Origin of the sequence: Flavitalea plasmicola (genome assembly GCF_030546645.1) — a bacterium.
In the GTDB taxonomy this organism is placed as follows: domain Bacteria; phylum Bacteroidota; class Bacteroidia; order Chitinophagales; family Chitinophagaceae; genus Puia.
The window spans coordinates 712,180-737,810 of the sequence record NZ_JAUOTO010000001.1; the positions used below are offsets into that span (position 1 = coordinate 712,180).

Here is a 25,631-nt window from a genome sequence, read left to right on the forward strand (position 1 = left end):
AATGCCATTATGCCTGTAATATTCACTCTTACTTTCAATCCGTGCATCGACGTGAACACGAAAGTCGATGCAATGGCGCCCGAAATAAAGCTCCGCTGTACGGAACCGCTTATTCAGCCGGGTGGAGGCGGCATCAATGTGGCAAGGGCCATCACCATGCTGGGAGGCCATGCCGTGGCTTTGTTCCCCTGTGGCGGGGAAACAGGTAGTCAGTTGAAAGATCTGCTCACCGGGGAGCGTGTATCCTTCATCTCCGAAGAGATCTCCGGCAGTACGCGCGAGAATCTCATCGTTACGGATACATCCACGGGCCTGCAATACCGTTTTACCATGCCGGGACCAGTGCTGAACGAGGCTGCATGCAAAGGATTATTGTCTGTCCTGGATCATCAGCCGCAGTTGGATTACCTCGTCATCAGCGGCAGCCTGTCAAAGGGGGTGCCGCTGGATATATTCGGGCAGCTGACGGCAATAGCCTATCGCAAAAAAGCCATGCTGGTAGTGGACATCGCCGGCGAGGCATTGAAAAAGGCTGTCGAATGCGGGGCGCATCTTATCAAAGTAAGCCGTCATGAGCTGGCATCCTTCGCCGGAGTAAAGGAACTCCCCTCTATGGAGGAGATCGAGACTGCGGCAAACAGGCTGCTGGCGCATGGGTCGCGGGCCGTGATCGTGTCAATGGGCGCTTCCGGAGCGGTGTGCGTTTCGGACGGGTATAGCGTCCGGATCGATGCGCCGCCCACCCAACCTGTGAGTACCGTGGGTGCTGGCGACAGCATGGTTGCCGGTATAGTATGGCAGCTGGCGCAAGGCAGGCCCCTTTCCCAGGCCCTGGAATATGGAGTTGCCTGCGGCACGGCCGCTACGATGCATCCGGGCACCTCCCTTTGCAAAAAGGAAGACGTGGAAGAGCTGTTGGCAAAAATGAAGAATATATCGTCGGGCCATATTCACCAGAAAAGTTATGCTGAATTATGAAACCGAGCATTATATTTTATAACACACGGGAGGATGAACTGCGAGGTTCCATCCGACCATTAAAAGACATTTTGTACGGATGAAAAAGATATTGGTTATAGAAGACGAAAATGATGTGAGGGACAATATAGCCGAGATCCTGCAATTGTCCGATTATGAGGTGCTGAAAGCCCCTGATGGCATGTCAGGTATCGACATGGCGATGAAGGATGCCCCCGATCTCATTATCTGCGATATCACCATGCCCGGGTTGGACGGCTACGAAGTCCTGCACGCATTGCACCGGCATACGCCAACGGCGAATATCCCTTTTGTTTTTCTCACTGCGTCGACGGAAAAAGCACAAATAAGAAAGGCAATGACGGCGGGAGCCGACGATTACCTCACAAAACCTTTTGAAGGCATCGAATTGCTGAGAGCCGTGGAGACCTGTCTGAGGAAACGTCAGCTCAGGCTGGCCGCCAACGCCGCCCGCATAACTTCCGCCGCTCCTTCGCCGGGAGCAGGCACGATCCTTCAGCTGCTGCGACTGGATCCCGAGCAACGGGACGTCCAGGCTTTTCGAAAAAGACAGATGGTCTACCAGGAAGGGCAGCGGCCCGGTTTTATCTACTACCTCCTCTCCGGAAAGATAAAGGTCTACCGAACCCATTCGGACGGGAAAGAATTCATTACTACCATTGCAGGTCCCGGAGATTTCCTTGGATATGCGGCCCTCTTACAGGACTGCAATTACCAGGATAATGCCCAGGTGCTGGAAGACGCAGGCATGCTGCTGATCTCAAGACAGGAATTCCTTGAGTCGATGGCCCATGACAGGAGCATTGCCCAGCACTTCATCGAGCTGCTGGCCAGGGATGTAAAAGCACAGGAACAGAACCTGATGAGCCTGGCCTACAACTCCCTGAGAAAAAGAGTCGCCAATGGACTCCTGCAGCTGACAGACAGGTTCCCGGAAAAAGAAGGAAAGGACACGTCCATCGGTATCTCGCGGGACAACCTTTCCCATTTCATCGGCTCGGCCACCGAGTCGCTGACCCGGACGCTCAGTGACTTCCGCAATGAAAAGCTCATCGATATCCGGGATGGGAAGATCTACCTGCTGAACAAGGAAAAACTGAGCAATCTTGCAAATTGATATCCCCCTTTGATATTCCCAGCCAATGGATAAAACACCAGGCAGACATAAAAAACACCATGCAGGCACAAAAAAAAACCCCGCCGTATGTACGACGGGGTAGCGACCCGTTGTCCTGCCTCATTTCACCGTAATATGTTTGGAAGACTGCTTTTTAGCTTCTTCGGTCTTTGGCAGGTAAACCTTCAGCAATCCATTTTCATAGGAGGCGTCGATCTTTTCCTTATTTACCCAGTCAGGTAGGGTAAAGCTCCGCGAAAAAGAAGTATAGTTGAATTCCTGGCGGCTGTAACGCTCGTCCTTTTCTTCTTTCTTTTCTTCCTTTTCGGCACTGATGGTAAGCATATTGCCTTCCACATCAATGTTGAAGTCATCCTTCTTCATGCCGGGAGCGGCAAGGCTCACCTCATAATGATCCTTGTTCTCCACGATATTGGCCGCGGGAATATTCACTGTGGCGAGTTTTCCCAGCAAAGATGATCCCCCGCTGACGTCGAACAGGGATTCCCAGGGCCTGAAAATGTCATTGAAGACAGAAGGGAGCGATTCACTTCTTTTGGCTAATGTTCTGAGCGACATATATCCTCCTTTTTTTTGGTTAATGAAATAATTTCCAGACAAAGTTATTCCGGCACAGGACCCGGACCTACGACCCTTGTCAGCGGCTTCCATGAAGCTGGTCACTGATAAAAGTTCTCCTTGCAGATGATGTTGATCATTGGCCCGGCATTCCGCCGGCCCTATCTTGCTTGAAAACAGGAACTATGAACCTACTATTACAAGACCAGCAACAGCTGATCGACACCGCTGCCCATCTCCCCGCTGTTTCGCTGATCATGCCTTTTCATCCCGTCATGTCTTCCAAAAAAGACCTGGAATATCAGCTGAAAAGAGGGGTGGAAAAGATTGAGTCCAGCCTGATGCAGCGGTATCCCGTGGACCAGGCGTTCCTGGTGCTGGAGAAATTACGCGAGGTGATCCGCACATTGAATTACTACACCCATAAAAAAAGCGTGGCCATCTTCGTCAGTCCGCTGGTGGAGAAAGTATATTACCTGGATATTGCAGTAGAGGAGAAGATAGTCGTGGACGATTCCTTCGAGATCAGGGACCTGATCTATTCAAAGAAGCAGGAGATCCGGTACCTCATCCTGCTGCTCAGCGCCAATGAATCAAGAATGTACCTGGGCAATTGCTCCTCATTTCTTTTGATCAAAAGCAACGTGCCGGCGAATGTGCATGCGTTTGAGAATGACGCCCCGGAAAAAGTGGGTAATTTTTCAGACCCGGTGGCTTACAGGGAATTGCTGCTGGACAAGTTCCTGTTTCACATGGACCAGGGGTTGTCATGGATCCTGAAAGCGTATCCATTACCCATATTTGTAATGGGTGCCGAAAAAGTACTGGGTCATTTCAGGCAGATCACCCGTCACGAAAAAAATATTGTCGGATTTGTTCGTGGTAATTTCCTGGATGCAACGGAAAGCGAGATCCGCGCCGCCATGGAGCCCTACCTGGCCGATTGGCAGAAGGTCAGGCAAACACACCTGCTGAACAAGATCAGGGCCGCCGCCGATGAAAAGAAGCTGAGCGCGGGTATAAGGGAGGTTTCGAAAGCGTCTGCCTGCAGGAACAGCCGGTTGCTGCTGGTAGAAAAAGGATATACTGAAATGGCACATGGGAATAACCCCTTCTATATAAAGGATGCAGTGGATGGTGTTATGGAAAAGGTGTTAGCTGGCGGAGGCGATGTGGAATTTGTGGAAGACGGTGCATTGAATGCGTACGACCACATAGCCCTGATCAGGTACTACTGAGCAGCAGGGTCAGATGACTGCAAAAGAAAAAGGGTGTCCGGAGTGAAGATCGGGACACCCTTTCTCATTGATGCCGGATCGACGAAGTCGATCCGGCACCGGATGATCAGATCCGGTTTCTTTTTTTGATCACCAGCAAGGGCACCTGCGTCCGGAAAGCGAGATTTTCCGCCTTGCTGGGGAAGAATATTTTTTGAAAGAGGGTCCGGTCCTGGTGAGTGAACAGCACGACCAGGGATGGTTTAAGCCCACGGATCTGCTGTTGCAGGTTCGTCACCGTCGACTTTGTCTCGTCCATGATGGGGAGATCCAGCTGCACTGGATAGCTGAATTCCTGTTTAAGCACCTTTTCAAATATCTTTTTATTAGGCTCCAGCTCATCCGGTCCGACCAGGTGCAAAATATGAAGCCCTGCCTTGAGGTCTTTTGCGAGCGCCGCCACCTTCTTCAGCTCTGCCTCATGATCGCAAAGATCACTGGCATATAGTATCCGGGTGATCGGTCGCGCCCGGTAGCCTTTCGGCACCACCACCACAGGAATGGACGAATTCGTCAGCATGTTGCCCGCATGCGTGCCCAGGAGCTTTTGTAATCCGCCGGCGCCGTGCGTTCCCATGCAGACATAATCGATGTCCTTGTGCTGCCGGCAATAATCCAGCAGCGTGGGTTCCGGGCTGAGGCCTTCGATGACGCGGCATTCATAGGCGCGGTGGCTGACACGCATGGAGGTGAAAACCTCCTCCACCAGTTCTCTCAGCTGGCGGCTCCGATCCTCTTTTAAGGATGTTGCAAATGTCTTGTATTGCTCGTCGCTCCACCGGGTAAGACGGGCGGCGTACAGCACATGGACGAACAGCAGCTTGGCGTCCTGCTGTTTAGACCATTGGATGGCAAATCGTATACCTGCCCTGGAAAAGCGTCCCAGATCGACAGGAACTAATATTTGTATCATAAAGGCGTGAGTTTACCCTAAAAGTATTCATGGTTCCGATGGCATTGTATGACAGGGATCATCGAAAGTCATGACAGCCCTCAGCTCCGCCGGACATCCGATGGAATAATTTTAAACTTCATCCGAAGATCATGGAAAAGCAGATCCTGACACCATCACCACCTGCGCCGGAACTGTCCGGCCTCAGCGCGGCAGATGCGGCAAGGCTGCAGGCACTGTATGGGAAGAATATTTTGCAGTTGAAGTCCCGCTATGGATTGATATCCATTTTACTTGGAACTTTCAAAGAGCCTATGTTCATACTGCTGTCTGGGGCATGCCTCCTGTATTTTATCCTGGGGGAAATAGGGCAGGGGCTGTTGATGCTGGTAGCACTGGCACTGGTGGCCGCGATTTCCGTTTACCAGGAATTGCGATCATCCCGCGCCCTGGCTGCGTTGCGCAAATACACCGCGCCCCTGGCCACGGTGGTCCGGGATGGCCAGGTCCGGTCGATCCCGGCGGAAGACCTGGTGCCTGGCGATGTCATCATCGTCGAAGAAGGCGAACGGTTGCCCGCCGACGCCCGTATCATTCGCGCCAATGACCTGAGCATGAATGAATCCCTGGTGACCGGAGAATCGATGCCCGTCGATAAAGATGGCTCGGAGGGTAATAACGCGTTGTATCAGGGCACCACCGTCAACACCGGCAAAGGCTATGCAAAAGTGACGGCCACCGGCATGGATACTGTCCTGGGGCGCCTGGGACGGAGCATAGAAGACATCCCCGTGCCTCCTACACAGCTGCAGGCATGGATCGTCCGTTTTGTGCGGGCCATGGCTATTTTTGGCCTGTCGGCTTTTATACTTGTCTGGCTGATCAGCTATTCGCACACGGGCAATATGACCCTCAGTCTCCTGACGGGCCTTACCCTCGCCATGTCGGCCATACCTGAAGAGATACCCGTTGCATTCTCGTCCTTCATGGCCCTGGGCGCTTACCGGATGGCGGCGCTTGGCATTGTCGTCCGCCATCCCCGCATCATCGAGAACCTGGGCGCGCTCAGCGTCATCTGCCTGGATAAGACTGGCACGCTGACGGAGAACAGGATGCAGGTGAGAAGCCTGGATGACGCCACCACCGGCAGGAGAGAGGATTGGAAGGAGGGAACACCCTGGTCCGGCTCCCGCGTCCTTTGGTTCGCCCGCCTCGCCTGCGAAGCGGAGCCTTTCGACGCCATGGAGAAGGCCATCGTTGAAGCCCTGTCCACCGTGAAAGAGGGCCCCGACTACCATTCGCTGCGCATGGTGCACGAATACCCGCTCGGCGGGCGCCCTCCCATGATGACGCACGTATATGAAAGCCCGGCAGGCAAAGTTGCAGCAGCCAAAGGGGCGCCGGAGAGAATCCTGCGCGTATGCAGGATGCCGGCAGCGCTTCGCGTCCAATGGCAGGACACGGTAGGTTCACTGGCCGCATCCGGGTACAGGGTGCTCGCCGTTTGTTCGGCTGAAAATATCACGGGTGACTATCCTTCGGAACAGGACGGATTTCAATGGCGGTTGGAAGGCCTGCTGGCGCTGTACGATCCCCCGAAAAGCAACCTGGAAAAAGTATTCGGCGAGTGGCAGACCGCAGGCATCACCGTGAAGATCCTCTCCGGAGATTATCCCGGCACTGTGATGAATATTGCCCGCCAGGCGGGAATGACTGGCGGCACGCTGCTAATTACAGGCGATGAGGTGATGGGGTTGTCCGCACAGGAATTGCAGGACCGGGTGCGTGAAACACATCTCTTTGCGCGCATGTTCCCGGACGCCAAGAAGAAGGTGGTGGATGCCCTGAAAGCCAACGGAGAGATCGTAGCGATGAGTGGTGATGGGGTCAACGATGGACCAGCCCTGCGTTCTGCCCATGTCGGCATAGCCATGGGGAAAAAAGGCACGGAGATAGCCCGGGAAGCTGCCGATCTCATTATCTCCGACGACAACCTGGAAATGATCTCTGAATCCATCCGGCATGGCCGGTCCATCCGCAACAACCTGGGGAAGGCGGTCCGCTACCTGGTCTCTATTCATATTCCCATCATTCTAACAGCCTCGCTGCCCTTGCTGCTGGGCTGGCCATATCCCATTCTCTTTTCCCCCATCCATATCATTTTTATAGAGCTTATCATGGGACCCACCTGCTCCATCTTTTATGAACGCGAGCCCATGGACAAGGACATCATGCAGCTATCGGGAAAACCCGCCGGGAAAAGCCTCCTGCAGGGCCGTGCGCTTCCCCTGACCCTGGCGCAAGGCATTGTTGGCGCCTGTGGCCTGCTGGCCTTATATTATTTTTTCATGCACCGGGGATATTCCCTGGAATATACCAGGACCATCGTATTCATTGCCCTCCTCATCGACAACGTCCTGCTGACATTTGCCGGAAGGTCATCCTATAATACGGCAGCTTTGACGATCCGTCGGTCCAATGCACTGACGCCCTTCATCCTCCTCTCTTCCGCTGCATTCATCTGTATTATCTATTTTATTCCCTTTGCCCGCCATTTGTTTGGTTTGTCTGATATTCGTCCGGTGCATGCCCTTGCCATGGCCGGGGTCAGCCTGATCAGCGCCGGCTGGTTCGGGCTTTATAAATTTCTAAGGGCACGCCTCCATCAATTACCTTAATAAAAATGAACTGGCATAGACTGACGATAGAAGAAGTTTTCCAATTGCTGGGAACAGGCCCCGGGGGATTAGGCGCAACGACGGCTGCCAACGAGCTGCAGAAATGCGGACCCAACGAATTGCAGGAAGGCCGGCGGAAAAGCATTCCCGGCATGCTGCTGTCGCAGTTCAGCGACCTGATGATCATTATACTCCTGGCAGCAGCCGTCATCTCGCGGATCATCGGCGATCTTACGGATACCATCGTCATCCTCGTCATCGTCATATTGAATGCGTTGATCGGCTTCCTGCAGGAATACCGGGCGGATAAAGCGATGCAGGCGCTGAAGAAAATGAGTGTCGTGCAGGCCAGCGTGCTCCGCGATGGAATAGTGTTGGAGCTGCCCGCTACCTTCCTGGTGCCAGGTGATATGGTGCAGCTGGAGGCGGGAGATGCCGTGCCGGCTGATCTTCGCATAGTGGAATCCTTTCATCTGAAGGTGGAGGAGGCGGCGCTGACCGGGGAGTCGTTTGCGGTGGATAAGCTCTCCCAGCCTATGCCGGTCGATAATATACCGATCTCGGACAGACGAAATATGGCGTTCAAGGGTACATTTGTCACGTCCGGCCGCGGCGCAGGCGTCGTCGTCGCCACAGGCATGCAGACGGAACTGGGCAGGATCGCCAGGATGTTGCAGGAAAAAGAAACGTTGACGCCTCTGCAGCAACGCATGACCGCCTTCGGAAAAAAACTTTCCGTCATTATTTTGTTCCTATGCGCTCTGTTCTTTGTCTCCGGGTGGCTGAGAGGGGAGGATACGGTGAAAATGCTGCTCACCAGCATTTCGTTAGCCGTGGCTGCCATTCCCGAAGCGCTTCCCGCCGTCATCACTATTTCTCTGGCGATGGCGGCAAAGAAGATGGTGCGTTTCCATTCCCTCATCCGGAAGCTGCCCGCGGTGGAGACATTAGGATCCGTCACCTATATCTGTACGGATAAGACAGGAACGCTTACGCGGAACAGGATGCAGGTGGAGGAAATATTCGCGGAAGGACATCTGTATGAACAGGATGCCTTGCTTCCTTTGAGAAATATTGGAGGCGGACTTTTACTAAAGGCCTTCATGCTCAACAACGATGCCGTGTCGGACGGCGGGAACAATTTTACGGGTGACAGCACCGAAGTGGCCCTGATGGAGATGGCCAGGGAGCTGGGCATACAGAAGCCCGACTGGCCACGGAAAGCCGAGATCGTTTTTGATGCGGACCGTAAGCTGATGACCACCTTCCACAGGCAGGATGGGAAAGTCCTGGCCATTACAAAAGGTGCGCCGGACATATTGCTGGAAAGGATCGTGGACCAGGACAAGGAGATGCTCCGTCAGCAGGTGGATGATATGGCGGCGCGGGGCCGGCGGGTACTGGGCTTTGCTTACCGCTACTGGGAGATGCTGCCCGTGGACCCGGATAGTGACAAATATGAATCGGGCCTGCATTTTCTGGGATTGGCCGGCATCACCGATCCGCCGCGGGAAGAAATTCTGGATGCAGTGGCGCAATGCCGCAGCGCGGGCATCGTTCCCGTGATCATCACCGGAGACCATCCGCTGACGGCTAAGTCCATTGCTGTAAGGACTGGCATTATAAGTAATGAGCAGGAAAGGGTCGTGACGGGTGAAGCGCTCGCAGCCATGTCGCCCGAAGCGTTTGCTGCGCAAGTAGAGTCGATCCGCGTATACGCGCGGGTGTCGCCGGATCAAAAGCTGCAGATCGTAAAAATGTTGCAGCAAAAAGGTCATTTCGTCGCGATGACCGGGGACGGCGTAAACGATGCACCCTCCCTGAAGCGGGCCGATATCGGCATTGCCATGGGGATCACGGGAACCGATGTCGCCAAAGAAGCGGCGGACATGATCCTGCTGGATGATAATTTCTCCACTATCGTGACAGCGATCCGGGAGGGTAGAAGGATCTATGACAACATCCTGAAATTTATCAAGTACCTGATGACTTCCAACACGGGAGAGCTGGCTACCCTGCTGCTGGGTCCCATCTTCGGCCTGCCCGTGGCGCTGCTGCCCATCCATATCCTATGGATCAACCTCGTCACCGACGGCTTGCCGGCCGTGTCATTGTCGTTTGAAAAGGCGGAAGGAGAGATCATGCGCCGGCCGCCCAGACCTCCGCAGGAAAGTGTTTTTGCCGGGGGGAAAGGCGTATATATGATCTGGGTCGGCCTGTTCATGGCCGCCGTGGCGCTAACCCTCCAGCATTGGGCCATCGCAAACGGCCTGCACTGGCAGACCATCGTATTCAATGTCGTCTGTCTCTGCCAGATGGGGCATGTCCTGGCTATCCGAAGCGAAAAACGGAGCCTGTTCGCCATCGGCATCTTCTCCAACAGACCGCTGATCGCGTCCGTGATCATCGCTTTCCTGCTGCAATTTGCCATCACTTACGTGCCTTTCCTGCAACCTGTCTTCAGGACACAGGCATTGAGCTTCGGCGAATTCATCCTGGTGGGTGTCGCCTCATCGCTGGTGTTCATCGCGGTGGAATTGGAAAAAGCCGCCTCGAGAACGAGGCGGCGTAAGGTCCTGTAAAGGGTTAGGCATCCTTTCTTTCCTTGTCGGCCGGTATGGCCAGCAAGGGCACTTTTGTATGATAGCTCATTTTTTTTGTATGACTGGGGTGGAAGAACCTTTCCCAGCATCCCCGTTTGTAGGTGATCATGACAAGCACATCGATCCCGTTATCCCGGATATGATCCTGCAAGGTTTTTTCGAGATTCTTTCCGGACAGCTGCGCCGTGCTCAACGCCTCCTCACCATATCGCTGGCCCAACAACTGCTGGTACCACGGAGCATTGCGGGCATGTTCCAGGAAAGAGACGGCTTCATCGTCCTCGTCCGTAAAAACGGCTACGTCCACATGAGCCATATAAAGCCCTGCCAATTCGAATACCTTGTTGAGCAAGGCCGGCGCCTTTTCAAAATTGCCGGTTGCCAGCAGGAATTTTTCCGGCTTCTTCCAGGTATATTCATGGGGTATGGCAAGCACAGGAACGTTAGACCTTTCTATGACGGCGGCAGTATTGCTTCCCCATAATTTTTCTTTCAGCCCACTGGCGCCCAGCGTCCCCATGATGACCATGTCGAAATTTCCGCTGGCTGTCGCTTCTTCGATCGCCTCCTTCAATGGAACGGCCGTGATCAAGGTCCTGACACGGACGTTATGCCGCTGCTCAATACTTTGCTTGAGGGCCGTGAGCTGACTCGCATTGTCCTTCAGCTGCTGGTCCCTGAAAGCCTTGTCGACGCCCGCATAATCCGTATGCAGCGTGCCTGGCAGCCCCGTGGTGTGCAACAAGGTGATCTCCGCCGGCAGCAGCTTGGCCGATTGCACCGCAAAATTGATCGCATTGCCGGCGCAGGAGGAAAAATCAGTAGGTACCAATATCTGTTTCATTTTAATGAGTTTTTATGTCGATCTTTTTCTTAAGCTTATCGCATCAGGCCCACCAGCGATCTGAGCCTGCCGAACTCCTGGCTGCCGGCTTTGTGCAACAGCAGGTATTCAATAATATGGGTAAAGGTCACAATGCCGGCGAATTTTCCCTCGTTCATCACCGGGAATACCCGCTCGTCGTCCCTTGCCAACTTCTCCAGCACCGCATCGACCTGCAGCTCGCCGTCCAGGCACTCCAGCTCTTCTCTGACGAGGGTCCTCATCGTATTATTGTATTTCATCTCCGCAATGGCTTTTACGATCTCCAGTCTGTTGACGGCGCCGGCCGGAAGGTCTTTATCCATCAGTATAAAATATTTGCTGTGGTTGGTGGACAATATGGCTGCCGCCTCATGTATGGACATGTCCGCCTGCAGGCTGGTGAAATCATACATCACCGCTTCGCTCAACGTTACGCCCTTTGCCAGGGAACGCAGCCGCAAATAATATTCTTCCGTGCTGGCCGAAGACAAAATGAAGAGTCCGATGATGGCCAGCGGAGCGCTGAATGATATGACGCCAAGTCCGATAAAGGCCACCGCTATGATCTTTCCGACAATAGTCGCAATGTAAGTGGCCCTGACATAGTTGTATCTGAAACCCAGCAACGCGCGAAGGATCCTGCCTCCATCCATGGGAAATGCCGGGATCAGGTTGAATCCGGCCAGCCCGATGTTGCCGATCCTGAGGATATATAAGAACCCTTTGCCGGGAACATCGCCCATCTCCTGCGGCATAGTCCAGAAGGATTGGTGGGGCGCCGTACCCCACCAGAGGAGTAAGGCAACGACCACATTCACCACCGGGCCCGCAATACTGATAGCCAGCTCCTGTGCGGGGTTGTCCGGAAATTTTTCAATGTCGGCAGTACCTCCGATGGGCAGCAGCACGATGTTCTTCGCCTTTATCCCAAACAAACGGGCCACGATCGCATGTGCCGCCTCATGCACGGTGACCGAGGCAATGGCCGCCAGTATGAACAGGATCGACCATGCCAGCTGCCTGATGTCATTGCCATAGCGAAAGCCCGCAATGATCAACCATCCCATCAGGAACAGGAAAGTCCAGTGGATAAAAATATGGATCCCCCGGATATCGATGATTTTAATAGACCCTTTCATGTTTTTTTATTAAGGTACCAAGTTTCAGCCGCTGATCCCATGACGGCTCTCATACCTTATTTTGACTATGCTCATATGTCCAGGCACGATATTGACATACCTTTCATTTAGCCAAACTATCATATTATGATCATCGTAGTAATGGGCCTTCCGGGCAGCGGCAAGAGCTACTTCGCATCCCGGCTTGCAACGCTCATCGGCGCGGATTATATCAACAGCGACCGGGTGAGGACAGGGCTATTCTCCGGAACCACTTATTCCCAAAGGGAAAAACTAATGGTCTATGAGGAGATGCTGACCCGGGCAGTCAGAGCCGCCCATGAGGATAAGCATGTGGTATTGGATGCGACATTTTATACCAACGAGATAAGAACGATGTTTTCCACAGCATTACAGGACCTGGACGAACTGTCATTCATCGAGGTCGTGGCGGACGAAGGGCTGATAAGGGAAAGGCTAAGAACGCAAAGGGAGGACAGTGATGCGAACTATGCGGTATACATGGAAATAAAGGAGGAGTGGGACCCCTTCACCGGTGATCACCTGGTGTTAAGGTCCACCGACGACAACATCGATAACATGCTGGATGAGGCGGTGAAGTATCTACAGGAGGGTATCAATGACACAACAACAGATCGATAAGCTGCTGTGCTGCATGGGCGCAGAAAGCGATGGCCGCCGCCCGGAGCTCATCGAGACGCACATCTCATGGGTGATATTATCCGATAAATACGTATACAAGATCAAGAAGCCGCTGACACTGCATTTCCTGGACTTTTCCACCCGGGACAAGCGCCGGTTCTACTGTGAAAGGGAACTGGTGCTGAACAGGAGGCTCACGGAGGACATGTATCTGGACGTTTTGCCTGTAATAGAGAAGGCAGGCCGCCTGCTCATCGGACATCAATCCGGAGAGACGGTGGATCATGCAGTATGTATGCGGCGGATGGAGGACGGCCGTCGGATGGACCTGCTGGTAAGATCCGGTGGTGTCACCGAGGCGGACATACATCGGCTCGCTGAAAAGATAGCCGGATTTCATAACAGGACTGACAGGATCTTTGAGAAGGACCTGCTGGATATTCCTGGAAAATTTGCAGACCTGGCTTCCGAAGAGAAACAGCTGCGGGAACACCCCGGCTGCTCTAATGCAGGGATCATCGGCCGCGCCATCGCTATTTCGAATGATTTTATGAACAGGCACCGGGACAGGGTGGCAGCCAGGTTCAGGGCGGGATTGGTCAGGGACTGTCATGGCGATCTCCATACAAGGAACATCTTCATGCTCCCGGCCCCGCAACCTTTTGATTGTATCGAATTCAACGACGATCTCCGGCAGATAGACGTTTTGAACGAGGTGGCTTTCCTCTGCATGGACCTGGATGCGCTGGGCAGAGAGGATCTGTCTGCGTCATTTCTCAAGGGTTACAATGCGCTGTTCCCTGCGATAACTACGGACGAGGACTACCAGCTCTTCATTTATTTTAAAAGCTACCGGGCCAATGTTCGCGCCAAGATCAACAGTCTCAGGGCGGGCAGCGCAGTCAACGAGGATGAAAAGACCGCCGCCCTGGCTGCATCTGATAAATACCTGGGATTGATGGACGCCTACCTCAATCAATTGTCGGAATGATCGACGTCAACTAAACACTTAACATATGAACAAGACCCTTATTCTCTCTGCCGCTGTTGCCGGTGTGGCCACAGCCCTGCTGCTGAGCTCCTGCCATAAAACAGACCTGCCGGCATTCGACCCCAGAAATGGGAAGTTGGATTTCAAACAATGCGTGATCACGAAGCTGGAAGGTATCGGTCAGATCGGCGAATTTTCGTTCGATGTCCACCGGACAATAACGTACAATAACAGGAGGGACCCCATTGCGGTGGAACCCGACTTTGTAGGAACGGGATCGCCCAGACTGAAATTCTATTATGACAACAATGGAAGGCTGATCTCCCTGGGAGGCGAATACCTCAATGGTGGCTTCGAAACCTGGCATAACTATAAGTATGACAAGGCGGGCAGGATCACGGGTGATTCCGTCTATATATTCGGGACGGTGGGCGACCCGGGATCAGCCTATCTCAAACGTTATTCCAGGCTGTTCTATGATGACCTGAACCGCGTGATCATGGAGGTCAGGGACCAGCACGAGGCATATCCTTACCAGGACACCACCCGCTACAGCTATGACGCCCGTGGCAATCTCTTCGGTAATGTCAAACCTTACGATGATAAAATTAACCCTTTATTGTCCAATAAGATCTGGCGGTTCCTGGCCAGGAACTACAGTGTCAACAATACAGGATCTCCCACAGCTTACAACGATCATGGCTTGCCGCTGCGCCTGGAAGGTAATGCGCTGGACAGCTGGTATTATGATATCTGGGGCGTCAGCGGGGATGTGGTCACGATTGACTATGATTGCAGATAAAAGCAAGGCAGGCGCTTCGCCTGCCTTGCTTTAGCCTTATCCTTCCCACACTTATCCTTCTCACATATGCGTGATGAACAAAGGCGCCTTTAACTGCCGCATCAGCTCATCGGCCAGGCTGGGATGCAGCCAGGTGGAGAGCTTGCTCCTTTCATAAGCCCCCGCGACGAGCAATATGTCCTGTCCCTCTTCCTTGCACAAGGCAACCAGTTGGGATTCGTCTCCTTGCACCACCTTGTAGTCGACGTTCTTATAATGCCTTTTCATCCATTCCTGTATCAGCTTGTTATCCGGCAGATGGAGGTTGAGCGTAGCGGATTTTACGGACAGCACCAGCACTTCCTTTCCGGACATTTCCGGGAAAAGATAGGTGAACATTTTGATAGCTTGCATGGACGAAGGGGACCCGTCATACAAAAAGAGGAGTTTGCGGATCATTCCCCTTTTGACGGGCGCCAGCCAGACGGGACAATGCGCCTCATGCAGCAGGCTCTTTACAAACCATCCCGGCATGCTCTCTTCCAGGTAGGAAAATGTCTCGCCAGGGTCGATGACCAGCAGGTCGGCAAAAACGCTTTCGTGCAGCAGCTCTTTCAGGGCGGACCTTTTGTCGCGGTGGATACTGTAATTAAGACCATTTTCCTGGCATGCCGACTCGAAAGTGTCGACGGATGCATGATAAGTTGCCTGGTCGTCCTTTGCCAGCTCTTCGAACATCTCTTTGCCACTGCCGGATTGTCCCACCAGCGCTTCGTAGACAACAAATCCCCGCGCGGTGAATTCCGGGAGGAATACCCCTACCAGGTGCGCCTGGTGCTGTTTGGCCAGCCTGATGGCCTCTTCCAGGGTGCTTTCGGAGAACCTGAGCCCGTCGAAAGCGGCTATTATTTTCTTCATATGTATAAGTATTGATTTTACCCAAATCAACGGCATTCCCGGATGAAATACAATGATCCTGGTCAAAGCAGTCCATGAAGAAAGTCAACCTGACGATTGTCAGGGAAGGGATTGACAGCGCTCAGGCAGAAGCCATATGTTTTGAGGTAGTATTGCCCTATATACCACGCTTATGGCCCTTCCTGCAAAATTCCGTCAATTCCTGGGTATGACAGGCGATCTGTCCCGGTTTACGGGGCGTTTTTTTGCTTACGGCATCAAGCCAAGATACGAGCTGGCCGAGTTCCTGCGTCAATGTTATATGATCGGCAACCGCAGCCTCCCGCTGGTAGGCCTTACCGGTTTTATCATGGGACTGGTGCTGACCATGCAGCTGCGTCCTTCCCTCGTGGATTATGGGGTGGAATCGCAATTGCCGGCCATGGTGGGCATTGCCATTGTACGGGAGATAGGCCCGGTGATCACCGCCCTGATCTTTGCAGGAAAGATTGGCAGCAGCATCGGCGCTGAGCTGGGGTCTATGAAGGTCACGGAGCAGATTGACGCAATGGAGGTAAGTGGCACGAATCCATTCAAATACCTGGTCGTTACCCGGGTAATGGCCGCCACCCTCATGCTGCCCGTACTGGTGGTGCTCAGCGACGGCATTTCATTGCTGGGGGCCTTTTTGGGTGTCAATATCCGCAGCGTCACCAGCTTCACGCTCTTTTTCAGGCAGGTCATCGATAACCTGGCTTTCGGAGACGTGTTCCCCGCTTTTATCAAAACCTTTCTGTTCGGCTTTGCCGTGGGGATCATCGGGTGCCATAAAGGCTATTATTCCAGCAAGGGCACGGAAGGGGTGGGCAGGGCGGCTAATTCGGCTGTCGTCCTTTCCTCGATCGTGATCTTTATCATAGACCTCATCGTCGTCCAGGTAACGGACCTCATCGGGATAAACTGACAGGAAATGGAAACTGCGACACAACATATAACGACCAAATCCGATCCGGCTGAGCAGACTCCCGTGATCTTTATCGAACATGTTTGTAAGCGGTTTGGCGACAACGTCGTTTTGAATGATTTCGGCATGACCGTGGAAAAAGGGGAGAACGTGGTCGTGCTGGGGCGCAGCGGCGTCGGTAAATCTGTGCTCATCAAATGTATCGTGGGGCTGTTGAAGGCGGACAGCGGGAACATCGTGGTCCTGGATAAAGACATCACCAGCCTGGATCACGACGAAATGGACAAGATGAGGGCCCGCGTCGGCTTCCTTTTCCAGAGCAATGCGCTTTACGACTCCATGACCGTCAGGAAAAACCTTGAATTCCCGCTGCGCAGACACTGGATCGAAAGTTCGCGGGACGAGATAGACGCGATGGTGCTGGAAGCTTTGGAAAATGTAGGACTGGCCCATACCATCGACATGATGCCCGAAGAGCTTTCCGGAGGCATGAAAAAACGCGTCGCCCTGGCGAGGACCCTGATCCTGAAGCCCGAGATCATCTTGTATGATGAACCTACCACAGGGCTCGACCCCGTGACGGGAAAGGAGATCAGCATGCTGATAGTCGAGCTGCAGGCCAAATACCGTACTTCCTCCATCATTATTTCACATGATATGCATTGTGTGAAGCTGACAGCCAGTAAGATCGTATTGCTGATGGACGGAAAGAACTATTGTTCCGGGACCTATGAAGCGCTTAGCCGGAGCACCGATCCGGCGGTAAAACAATTTTTTGAATAATAATCTTATCATGGAAGCGCAAACAAAAAATAATATCAAGCTGGGGTTCCTGGTGCTGGCGGGCTTACTGCTGCTGATATTGACGCTGTACGGCGTAGGCAAGAACCAGCATCTCTTCGGATCCAACTTTCGGCTGAAAGCAAGGTTCACCAATATCAGTGGACTGATGAAAGGCAACAATATCCGGTTCTCCGGCATACAGGTCGGCACAGTAAAGCAAATTGAAATATTAAACGACACCACGATCGAGGTCACCATGCTGATAGATGAAAAAGTAAAGCCCTTCATGCACCGCAATGCCATTGCCTCCATCGGCACCGAAGGGCTGATGGGCAATAAGATCATCAATATCATACCCTCGTCGTCGCCCGCCCCGGCAGTGGAGGAGGACGTCATGCTGGCTACCCAAAAAAATGTCAATACGGATGAAATGCTGCAGACGCTCAGCCGTACCAATAAAAATATTGCCGATGTCTCCGAAGATCTGAAGAACGCCGCCCATAGGATCACCAACAGCGCGGCGTTATGGTCCCTGTTGAATGACAGTGGTCTGTCTCTTAATGTCCGGACATCGCTGGCGCATATCAATCAGGCCGCCGCGAACACACAGACTTTCACCCGGGATATTCGGGAGATCATTGCCCAAACGAAAGAAGGAAGGGGGTCCATCGGTCAGCTGCTCAGGGACACGGGCTTCTACCGCGACCTGGACCGGGCCACCACGACCATCGACCAGGCGGGCCAGGGGGCGCGTGATCTTGTCAGCCATCTGGATGATCTGGTGCTGCAGCTGAAGGAGGACGTTGCCAACGGAAAAGGCACCGCCAATGCTTTGCTGCGGGATTCTCTCATCGTCATGAAGCTGAATGCCAGTCTCGACAATATCCAAAAAGGAACGGATGGCTTCAACCAGAACATGGAGGCGTTGAAACATAATTTTCTTTTCCGGGGTTATTTCAGGCGACTGGAAAAGCAAAAGAAGAAACAGACCGTTAATACCGTTACGAGATGAGATACAGGAACGCTTGCTTCATCCATCATCGCTGGAAGACTATCCTGCTTGTCGCTGCCATGCTGGGAACAGCTACGGTGCTGCAAGCCCAGGGTGAATGGCCGCGCAGCATTGTCGGTGCGGACGGGGGGATTCTCTATATCTATCAGCCGCAGGCAGATTCATTTTCCGGGAATATCCTGCGCTTCAAAGCGGCTTTTACTTACGTGGAAAAAGGAAAGGATTTGCCGGGTTATGGATCTTTCCAGGCCCTTACCATGGTGGATATCGACAAGGATCAGCGCCAGGTATTCGTGTTGGTGGCAAATGTCTTATCGCTGCGTATTTCCGGTCCTCCTGATTCGGCCAAAACGGAATACCTTAAAGAGACGATCGAGTGCGGGATCCCGGCGGCATCCATCGATATTCCGCTGGATGAGCTGGTGAGCGCATTGCCATTACAGGAAGATGAAGAAGGCAGGCGGTTTGCCCGGCAGTACAGGAATGACCCGCCCCGCATCATCGTCGCCACCCGCCCCTCGATCCTGGCGTTGATCGACGGCCTGCCCAAAATGAAGCGTCATCCCGTATGGGGGGTCAACATGATAATCAACACACCCAATATCATTATGGAATCCGAGGATGGGTGGTTCTATTTGTATGGGGCTCGTCATTGGTACATCGGCCCCGTCGGCACAGGACCATACAACTACACGGGCTATATCGCTCCCGACATGCAGCGGGTGCAGGAAGCTTTCCGGCTGGCGATGGAGTCCGCTTCTGAACATACGGACACAATCCGCGAAGGAGCAGGCATCGTGGAGGACATTATTGTAAGCGCTCCGCCTGCCGAGCTCATCCAGACGAGGGGCGAGCCGGTTTTCACACGCATTGCCGGCACCAGCCTGCGGTACGTGTCGAACACCAATAACGACATCTTCCTGGACAGTGCACTCCATAAGTACTATGTTCTCCTTTCAGGTCGCTGGTTCACCGCCGCGGGCTTCAACGGACCCTGGCAGTTCGTTCCGGCCGATGCCCTGCCTGCTGATTTTGCCAGGATCCCGGAAGGCTCTCCCAAGGACAACGTGCTGGCCAGCGTGGCAGGAACAGATGCCGCCAGGGAAGCTATCGTAGATGCATTGCTTCCCCAGACCGCAGTGATATCCCGTGCTGAAGCCGCAACGTCCGTCAGCTATGACGGGCCGCCGAAATTCGCCGCTATCGCCGGCACCCGGCTGCACTATGCCCTTAACACCGCTGCCGTTGTGCTAAAGGATCAGCATAACTATTACTGTGTGGACAAGGGCGTATGGTTCAGTGCCGGCAACCCGTCAGGACCCTGGACGCTTTGCACGGAAAGGCCAACACAGGTGGATCTCATTCCCCCCGATTGCCCAGTATATTTCTGTAAATACGCATACATCTTCGGCTCCGACCCGAACTATGTCTATGCCGGCTATACTGCCGGCTACCTCAATGCCTATATCAGCGGGCCGACCCTGGTCTATGGCACGGGATGGTCCTATCCGGCCTGGTCGAAAAATGCCTGCTTTCCCAGACCATGGACCTGGGGGTTTGGTATGTCATACAACCCCTGGATCGGATGGTGCCTGGGCGCCAGCCTGGACCCCGAATGGTTCGGCAGCGCCGTGGGAAATAATGGATGGAGTACGGGCTGGTGGGGCTCTGCTGCCTATCAGCCGCCCTATATCTGGCATCATTTCAGCGGCCATGGTCTGTACGAACAGGACATCCGGCGGGCGGAAAATATTACCTATGTCAATAACCTGTATCGCTACCGGCCTGACAGGATCAGCCGGCCGCCGGCCGCTCCTTTTTACACAGACACCATCGGAGATGTCTTTACGCATAGAGATGGCGGATGGTGGCGTCACGAAGAAGGTAAGTGGCAGCTGGCAACAGATCCTCACCAGATCAGCACGTTAAATACCATTGAAATGCATCGTAAAAGAAGCGGGATGCGGATCAGGAATTTCCTGAGACAAAGAGGGTAAAGAATAAAAATAGTATATGCAACAAGACAACGGAAGGAAAGAGAACGGCAAAGCTCCCAGGCGGAAATTCCGGGCAGGGTGGTGGTATGTGGCGGCTGCTTTAGTCGCCATGCTGCTGTATTTCCTGAAGGACTACCGCAGCAGTTCGCCCAGGCCCATCATCTGGAACGACTTCGAAAAGAATATCCTGGCCCGGCATGCCGCCGATAGCATCGACGTGATCAACGGAGAAGTGGCCGAAGTATATATTAAGAATGAATTGGCGGACGACCCCTTCTTCAGGCCCGTGATGAAGCCCCGGGGTGGCCAGCGCATCAATGCAGGGCCTCACTATTCGCTGGCCATCGGCTCTGTGGAATCTTTCGAAAGAAAGCTGGACGATGCCCAGAAAGGCCTGGCGCCTGAAAACAAAATAAAGCTGGGATATTCGAAGAGTACCCATCCATTTATCAATCTCATCAGCTGGCTGCTGCCGCTGGCCTTGCTTTTCTTTCTCTGGCGCCAGCTGACAAAGAGCTATGGTTCACCCGGCGGGGATAGCATGTCGCCATTCGGGTTCGGACGTTCCACTGCCACGCTTCAAAAAAAGGAAGATACCAGCAATGTCACCTTCAATGATGTGGCGGGCCTGGAAGAGGCGAAACAGGAGGTGAAGGAGATCGTCGATTTCCTGAAGGCGCCGGATATCTATACCAGCCTGGGAGCAAAGATACCCAGGGGAGTGATCATCGTCGGCCCCCCCGGAACAGGCAAGACCCTGCTGGCAAAAGCCGTGGCGGGGGAAGCGCGGGTGCCTTTCTTTTCTTTGTCCGGCTCCGAGTTCGTAGAAATGTTCGTAGGCGTGGGAGCGTCCCGGGTACGCGATCTTTTCCGCCGGGCAAAAGAGGAGGCGCCCTGTATCATTTTCATAGATGAGATCGATGCAGTAGGAAGGTCGCGGGGAAAAAATGCGTTCTTCTCAGGCGCAAATGACGAAAGAGAAAGCACCCTCAACCAGTTGCTGACAGAAATGGACGGCTTTGGCACCAACAGCGGCGTCATCGTGCTGGCGGCCACCAACAGGGCGGACATGCTGGATCCTGCGCTCCTGCGCCCCGGCAGGTTCGACCGGCATATCTACCTGGAATTGCCGGACATCACGGAAAGAGCAGCTATTTTTAAAGTGCATCTCAAACCGCTGAAGCTGGGAGGCGAGATGATCGAACCGTCATTCCTGGCTGCACAGACGCCTGGTTTCTCAGGGGCGGACATCGCCAACATCTGCAATGAAGCGGCTTTGTTTGCCGCCCGAAGGAAAAGCAGCATAGTCGAAAAACGGGATTTCCTGGATGCCATCGACCGGGTGGTCGCGGGCCTGGAGAAAAAGAATAAGATCATATCTCCCGAGGAAAAAAAACGGGTCGCCTATCATGAAGCCGGCCATGCCATCGTAAGCTGGCTGCTCCGGCGGGTAGATCCGCTGGTGAAGGTATCCATCATCCCCCGGGGTAAGTCACTCGGGGCCGCCTGGTACCTGCCGGAGGAGCGGCAGCTCAGGACTGCGGAAACATTCACGGAAAACATGTGCGCGGCGCTGGGCGGCCGGGCAGCAGAAGAGATCGTCTTCGGCGAGGTGTCATCGGGTGCGCTGGATGACCTGGAAAAAGTGACGAAAGAAGCCTACAGGATGGTGGCTTATTATGGATTTGACAGGAAGATCGGGCCCATCAGCTTTTATGACTCCGCCAGCAGTACGGAAAATGCGTTTCAAAAACCATATAGCGAGGATACAGGCAGGATGATCGACGAGGAGGTACGCAAAGTCACCGGCGACGCTTACCAGCGTACGACCAGTATCCTGCAGCAGCACCGCCCCGAATTGGATGCACTTGCAAAGCAATTGCTGGAAAAGGAAACGGTCTACAAAGAGGACCTCGAATTGTTGCTGGGGCGTCGCGTTCTGTAAAAGAAACGCTTGGCTATCTCCGCCGTAGCTATATAGCATACCACAATGGCGCTCAGGGAACCATAAAATTTCCACGGCAGGGTGGTGAAGCCCAGCAGGCCGGCCAGTGGTGTCAACGGTAACACCAGCGTAGTAACGACGACCAGGGTGGTGGAAAGCATGAGCCATTTTCCAGGCCGTTGGCGGAAAAATACGCCGGAGGTGCGTACCACCAGGACGATCAGCGAGGCGGAAGTCACCGATTCTATAAACCACCCCGTCCTGAACTCCGCAGTTCCTGCCTTCAGCCAATACAAGAGCACCCCGAAAGTAATATAGTCGAAGATGGAGCTGATGATGCCAAAGAGCAGCATGAATTTCCGGATAAATGCAATATCCATGCGGTGGGGCTGTTGTACCATGGAAACGTCTACCGTATCGCCGGCGATGGTCATTTCGGGAATATCCGTCAAGAGGTTGGTAAGTAGCACCTGCTTGGGAAGCAAAGGCAGGAAAGGTAGGAACAGGCTGGCGCCCGCCATGCTGAACATATTTCCGAAATTGGCGCTGGCCGCCATGAAAATATATTTCTGCGTATTGGCAAAAGTCTTTCTGCCTTCTTTCACTCCCTGTACGAGCACTTCCAGGTCGTTACCCAGCAGCACGATGTCAGCAGCTTCTCGGGCAACATCCGCTGCTCCATGTACGGAAATGCCCACATCCGCACTGTGGAGCGCAGGCGCGTCGTTGATGCCGTCGCCCATATAACCCACTACATTACCCGCTTTTTTAAGGGCAAGCAGGATCCTTTCCTTCTGGTTAGGCTCTACGGACGCGAAGATATTGACGCCCCCGGCTTGCCGGATCAGCGCTTCCGTGCTCATTTCCCTTATTTGGGGGCCTGTGAGGATCACGGGTTCCTCCAGCCCCACCTGCCGGCTTACCTGCCGCGCCACTAAAGCATTATCGCCTGTTATAACCTTAACCGAGATGCCCAGGGCGTGCAGTTCTGCTAATGTGGCCGAAATTCCTTCTTTCGGCGGATCTGTCAGCAGCAGCATGCCGGCAAAGACCATTTCCTTTTCATCATTTTTTTCCAGGGAACCTTCGTTGGCCCCGGGTCGTGAAAAGGCAATACCAAGCACCCGGTAGCCAGCTTCGCTGTGTAAGGTAAATTGATGCATAAGGGACGCTCTGACGGTCTCCACATTTACCAGATGTCCCCCCTCATCCTGCGCATGGCTGCAGACGTCCAGCACCTTGTCGAAAGCCCCTTTCGTTATCAGCATGCGCGTGTCGTTTTCCAGTACGAGAATGCTGAGGCGCTTACGGATAAAGTCATACGGCAGCTCGTCCAGTTTGACGACGCCGGCTATATCGGGGCTCGCATAACTTTTAATGGCAAGGTCGATGGGATTGGAAAAACCCGATTCGAAGAATGCATTCAGGTAAGCCAGGCGGAATACTCCCTGGTCTTCAACGCCTGCATAATTCAATGCTTTGTATACGACGATCTCTCCCTTTGTGATCGTCCCCGTCTTGTCGGTGCAGAGGATGTTCATGCTCCCGAAGTTCTCGATGGAGGAGAGCCTTTTTACGATGACGGCATGTTTCGCCATATCGGTGGCGCCTCTCGCCAGGTTGATGCTGATGATGGCAGGCAGCAGCTGCGGGGTCAGCCCCACGGCAATTGCCAGCGAAAAAAGAAAGGAGTCCAGCAATGGTTTGTGCAGGAAAATATTGAACGAGAAGATAATGACCACCAGCAATAAGGTGATTTCCATGAGCAGATAGCCAAATCGCCGGATGCCCTTTTCAAATTCCGTCTCTGGCTGCAGCCGCCTCAGATGCTGGGAAATGGCCCCGAATTCGGTGTCGGCGGCCGTATGCACTACCACCGCAGTTGCTGTTCCGCTGATGACATGGGTACCCATGAACAGGACATTGATCTTTTCCTGCAACCCCGCCGTGGAAGCCACCCGCCCGCATTTTTTTTCTGCCGGAAAGGTTTCTCCCGTTAGAGAAGCCTCATTGGCATAGAGATCTTTACTTTCCAGCAGCCGGCAATCGCCAGGCGCCGTCTGCCCGGCATTTAAATAAATGATATCCCCCGGAACAATCTCTTCCAGCGGGATGGAATGTTGAACGCCCTCCCGTAACACAAGGACTTTTACCTGGACCAGTTGCAGCAGCCGGCTCAATGACCGGGCTGCCCCTTTTTCCTGGTAATAGCCCAACACGGCCCCGGTGAAAATGATGGTGAGGATGATGAAAGCATCCGTCTTTTCTCCCAGGAAGAAAGACAGGATGGCCGCACCTATCAGGATCAGGGTGACGGGGCTTTTCAGCTGCCGGAGAAAAAGAAAGAAGCCACCGCTGCGGGTGGCTGCCTTTAAGGTATTGGGGCCCGTATCTTTCCTCCTGCGGACCACCTCTGCTGAACTGAGCCCCTCCCGGCCACAGCTTAGCCTCCCCAGAAGCTCCTCTTCCGTGCAGCTCCAGTAGTCGGCGATCTTCGGGCTTGCCACAATGATGAAGTTTAGGTATGAGCAATAAAGACGGGCATACCATGATCTCCGATCACCTGCCCGGCAAAGCTTTTCTTCGTCGCATAGGACAGGGATGACCTGCCGAAAGATCCGGTGATCAGCATGGATGACGGTTTCTCTCCTACCCAGCTGGCGAAATAATGGGCCGCATTGAAATGCAGCTTGGAGAATCCCATGCTGCTGAAGTGAAGCCGGGAGAAATGTTTGAGGTTGTCCAGGTCCGGGATATGTTCCGAAGCTTCGTTCTTTGCATAGACCATTTCGGTAGGCAGCTCGGTATATTGAGGAAAGAGGTAGCAGAACTGCTTGATTGCGAAGAGGCTATCCTTGCTGCCATCATAAGCGATGACAAGGCGCTGGATGGGCTCATATGATTCCGGAACGACGATGACCGGGCATTCCGTCGCATGCAGGGCTTCTTTCAGGAACAGGTTGGGCTGCCTGGCCTCCCAGTCTTCGCAGAAGAGCTCTCCGCTGAGGACCACCAGGTCCGAAAACCTGCTCTCCTTGGCGAATAAGGTCTTATCCCATCGTTCCGTATTCTCATGGATATGATGCTTGATGTGTTGTGCCACGCATTCCTGCGTAAACCGCTTTTTGTTCCTTTCCACTATTTCTTCTTCCTTTTCCCGTACATGAACATACGGTGCGCTGGTGGGAACATAACTGGCGGAAGCCAGGAGCGAATAGTCCAGCGGGCAGAAGAACAGTCCCGTCAGGCAGGCAGATTCCTGCTCTAAAAGGGTTTGGAGGAAAGTGAAGGCCCCTTTGGGAAAGCTTTCTCCCGTGCTTACGAATAGTATTCTTTTCATAATTATAATATTTGAATGGTGTCCGGTAAAAGTAGTATCGATACCGCTTTCCGGTCCTGACCTGATGCAGGCTCATAAATGACTTTGATCAGGAGGGGCCTGCCCCTGTCATGACCATTCTCATGAACGG

Annotated in this window: 20 protein-coding genes; 13 read left to right on the top strand and 7 right to left on the bottom strand. The window is 53.6% G+C overall.

What is annotated here, in order from left to right; all coding sequences use genetic code 11:
* The first annotated feature begins 9 nt into the window (after positions 1-9).
* Together Q4E93_RS02735 and Q4E93_RS02740 are read left to right on the top strand one after the other, a co-directional pair.
* The gene (locus Q4E93_RS02735) at positions 10-978 is read left to right on the top strand and encodes a 1-phosphofructokinase family hexose kinase (protein ID WP_303582554.1); all 969 of its coding nucleotides are present in this window, start codon (positions 10-12) and stop codon (positions 976-978) included.
* Between the two features lie 79 nt (positions 979-1,057).
* Positions 1,058-2,116, top strand: a complete 1,059-nt coding sequence (locus Q4E93_RS02740; RefSeq protein ID WP_303582555.1) for a response regulator — start codon at positions 1,058-1,060, stop codon at positions 2,114-2,116.
* 120 nt (positions 2,117-2,236) lie between these two features.
* Here Q4E93_RS02740 and Q4E93_RS02745 read toward each other — a convergent pair whose 3' ends face one another.
* A complete protein-coding gene (locus Q4E93_RS02745) occupies positions 2,237-2,695 on the bottom strand; it encodes an Hsp20/alpha crystallin family protein (protein WP_303582556.1) in 459 nt (152 codons plus the stop codon).
* Between the two features lie 185 nt (positions 2,696-2,880).
* On the opposite strand from Q4E93_RS02745, the gene Q4E93_RS02750 reads away from it, so the two are divergent.
* The gene (locus Q4E93_RS02750) at positions 2,881-3,933 is read left to right on the top strand and encodes a baeRF3 domain-containing protein (RefSeq protein WP_303582557.1); all 1,053 of its coding nucleotides are present in this window, start codon (positions 2,881-2,883) and stop codon (positions 3,931-3,933) included.
* 106 nt (positions 3,934-4,039) lie between these two features.
* On the opposite strand, the gene Q4E93_RS02755 is transcribed toward Q4E93_RS02750, so the two are convergent.
* Positions 4,040-4,885: a universal stress protein gene (locus Q4E93_RS02755; protein WP_303582558.1), complete on the bottom strand. Its 846-nt coding sequence runs from the start codon at positions 4,883-4,885 to the stop codon at positions 4,040-4,042.
* A gap of 131 nt (positions 4,886-5,016) precedes the next feature.
* Here Q4E93_RS02755 and Q4E93_RS02760 point away from each other — a divergent pair, with 131 nt between their 5' ends.
* Together Q4E93_RS02760 and Q4E93_RS02765 are read left to right on the top strand one after the other, a co-directional pair.
* Positions 5,017-7,542 (top strand): cation-translocating P-type ATPase, encoded by a 2,526-nt coding sequence (locus Q4E93_RS02760; protein WP_303582559.1) that lies wholly within the window; start codon positions 5,017-5,019, stop codon positions 7,540-7,542.
* A gap of 5 nt (positions 7,543-7,547) precedes the next feature.
* Positions 7,548-10,124 carry a cation-translocating P-type ATPase gene (locus Q4E93_RS02765; RefSeq protein WP_303582560.1) on the top strand — a complete coding sequence of 859 codons (2,577 nt, stop codon included), beginning with the start codon at positions 7,548-7,550 and terminating at the stop codon, positions 10,122-10,124.
* Positions 10,125-10,128: 4 nt separating this feature from the next.
* On the opposite strand, the gene Q4E93_RS02770 is transcribed toward Q4E93_RS02765, so the two are convergent.
* Both Q4E93_RS02770 and Q4E93_RS02775 read right to left on the bottom strand, forming a co-directional pair.
* Positions 10,129-10,989: a universal stress protein gene (locus Q4E93_RS02770; protein WP_303582561.1), complete on the bottom strand. Its 861-nt coding sequence runs from the start codon at positions 10,987-10,989 to the stop codon at positions 10,129-10,131.
* 35 nt (positions 10,990-11,024) lie between these two features.
* The gene (locus tag Q4E93_RS02775) at positions 11,025-12,149 is read right to left on the bottom strand and encodes a site-2 protease family protein (protein ID WP_303582562.1); all 1,125 of its coding nucleotides are present in this window, start codon (positions 12,147-12,149) and stop codon (positions 11,025-11,027) included.
* Between the two features lie 126 nt (positions 12,150-12,275).
* Between Q4E93_RS02775 and Q4E93_RS02780 the strand changes: the two genes are divergently transcribed.
* The 3 genes from Q4E93_RS02780 to Q4E93_RS02790 are packed head-to-tail and all read left to right on the top strand — an operon-like array spanning position 12,276 to position 14,584.
* Positions 12,276-12,791 carry a P-loop nucleotide/nucleoside kinase family protein gene (locus tag Q4E93_RS02780; protein ID WP_303582563.1) on the top strand — a complete coding sequence of 172 codons (516 nt, stop codon included), beginning with the start codon at positions 12,276-12,278 and terminating at the stop codon, positions 12,789-12,791.
* Positions 12,769-13,782: a hypothetical protein gene (locus tag Q4E93_RS02785; RefSeq protein WP_303582564.1), complete on the top strand. Its 1,014-nt coding sequence runs from the start codon at positions 12,769-12,771 to the stop codon at positions 13,780-13,782. The genes Q4E93_RS02780 and Q4E93_RS02785 overlap by 23 nt, the downstream gene beginning before the upstream one ends.
* 25 nt (positions 13,783-13,807) lie before the next feature.
* The gene (locus Q4E93_RS02790; protein ID WP_303582565.1) at positions 13,808-14,584 is read left to right on the top strand and encodes a hypothetical protein; all 777 of its coding nucleotides are present in this window, start codon (positions 13,808-13,810) and stop codon (positions 14,582-14,584) included.
* Positions 14,585-14,644: 60 nt separating this feature from the next.
* Here Q4E93_RS02790 and Q4E93_RS02795 read toward each other — a convergent pair whose 3' ends face one another.
* A complete protein-coding gene (locus Q4E93_RS02795) occupies positions 14,645-15,481 on the bottom strand; it encodes a universal stress protein (protein WP_303582566.1) in 837 nt (278 codons plus the stop codon).
* Between the two features lie 172 nt (positions 15,482-15,653).
* Between Q4E93_RS02795 and Q4E93_RS02800 the strand changes: the two genes are divergently transcribed.
* Genes Q4E93_RS02800 through ftsH form a run of 5 tightly spaced genes read left to right on the top strand, consistent with a single transcriptional unit; the run spans position 15,654 to position 22,161 of the window.
* Positions 15,654-16,424, top strand: a complete 771-nt coding sequence (locus tag Q4E93_RS02800; protein ID WP_303582567.1) for an MlaE family ABC transporter permease — start codon at positions 15,654-15,656, stop codon at positions 16,422-16,424.
* A 6-nt stretch (positions 16,425-16,430) separates the two neighbouring features.
* Positions 16,431-17,207, top strand: coding sequence for an ABC transporter ATP-binding protein (locus tag Q4E93_RS02805; RefSeq protein ID WP_303582568.1), 777 nt, complete (start codon positions 16,431-16,433; stop codon positions 17,205-17,207).
* Positions 17,200-18,219, top strand: coding sequence for an MlaD family protein (locus tag Q4E93_RS02810; RefSeq protein ID WP_303582569.1), 1,020 nt, complete (start codon positions 17,200-17,202; stop codon positions 18,217-18,219). Before Q4E93_RS02805 ends, Q4E93_RS02810 begins: the two co-directional genes overlap by 8 nt.
* Positions 18,216-20,216, top strand: a complete 2,001-nt coding sequence (locus Q4E93_RS02815) for a hypothetical protein (protein ID WP_303582570.1) — start codon at positions 18,216-18,218, stop codon at positions 20,214-20,216. Before Q4E93_RS02810 ends, Q4E93_RS02815 begins: the two co-directional genes overlap by 4 nt.
* Before the next feature lie 16 nt (positions 20,217-20,232).
* On the top strand, positions 20,233-22,161 hold the full coding sequence (gene ftsH / locus Q4E93_RS02820) for an ATP-dependent zinc metalloprotease FtsH (RefSeq protein WP_303582571.1): 1,929 nt from the start codon (positions 20,233-20,235) through the stop codon (positions 22,159-22,161).
* On the opposite strand, the gene mgtA is transcribed toward ftsH, so the two are convergent.
* Together mgtA and Q4E93_RS02830 are read right to left on the bottom strand one after the other, a co-directional pair.
* The gene (gene mgtA, locus Q4E93_RS02825) at positions 22,116-24,668 is read right to left on the bottom strand and encodes a magnesium-translocating P-type ATPase (RefSeq protein ID WP_303582572.1); all 2,553 of its coding nucleotides are present in this window, start codon (positions 24,666-24,668) and stop codon (positions 22,116-22,118) included. The genes ftsH and mgtA overlap by 46 nt on opposite strands.
* A gap of 11 nt (positions 24,669-24,679) precedes the next feature.
* The gene (locus Q4E93_RS02830) at positions 24,680-25,501 is read right to left on the bottom strand and encodes a universal stress protein (RefSeq protein WP_303582573.1); all 822 of its coding nucleotides are present in this window, start codon (positions 25,499-25,501) and stop codon (positions 24,680-24,682) included.
* Positions 25,502-25,631 lie beyond the last annotated feature (130 nt).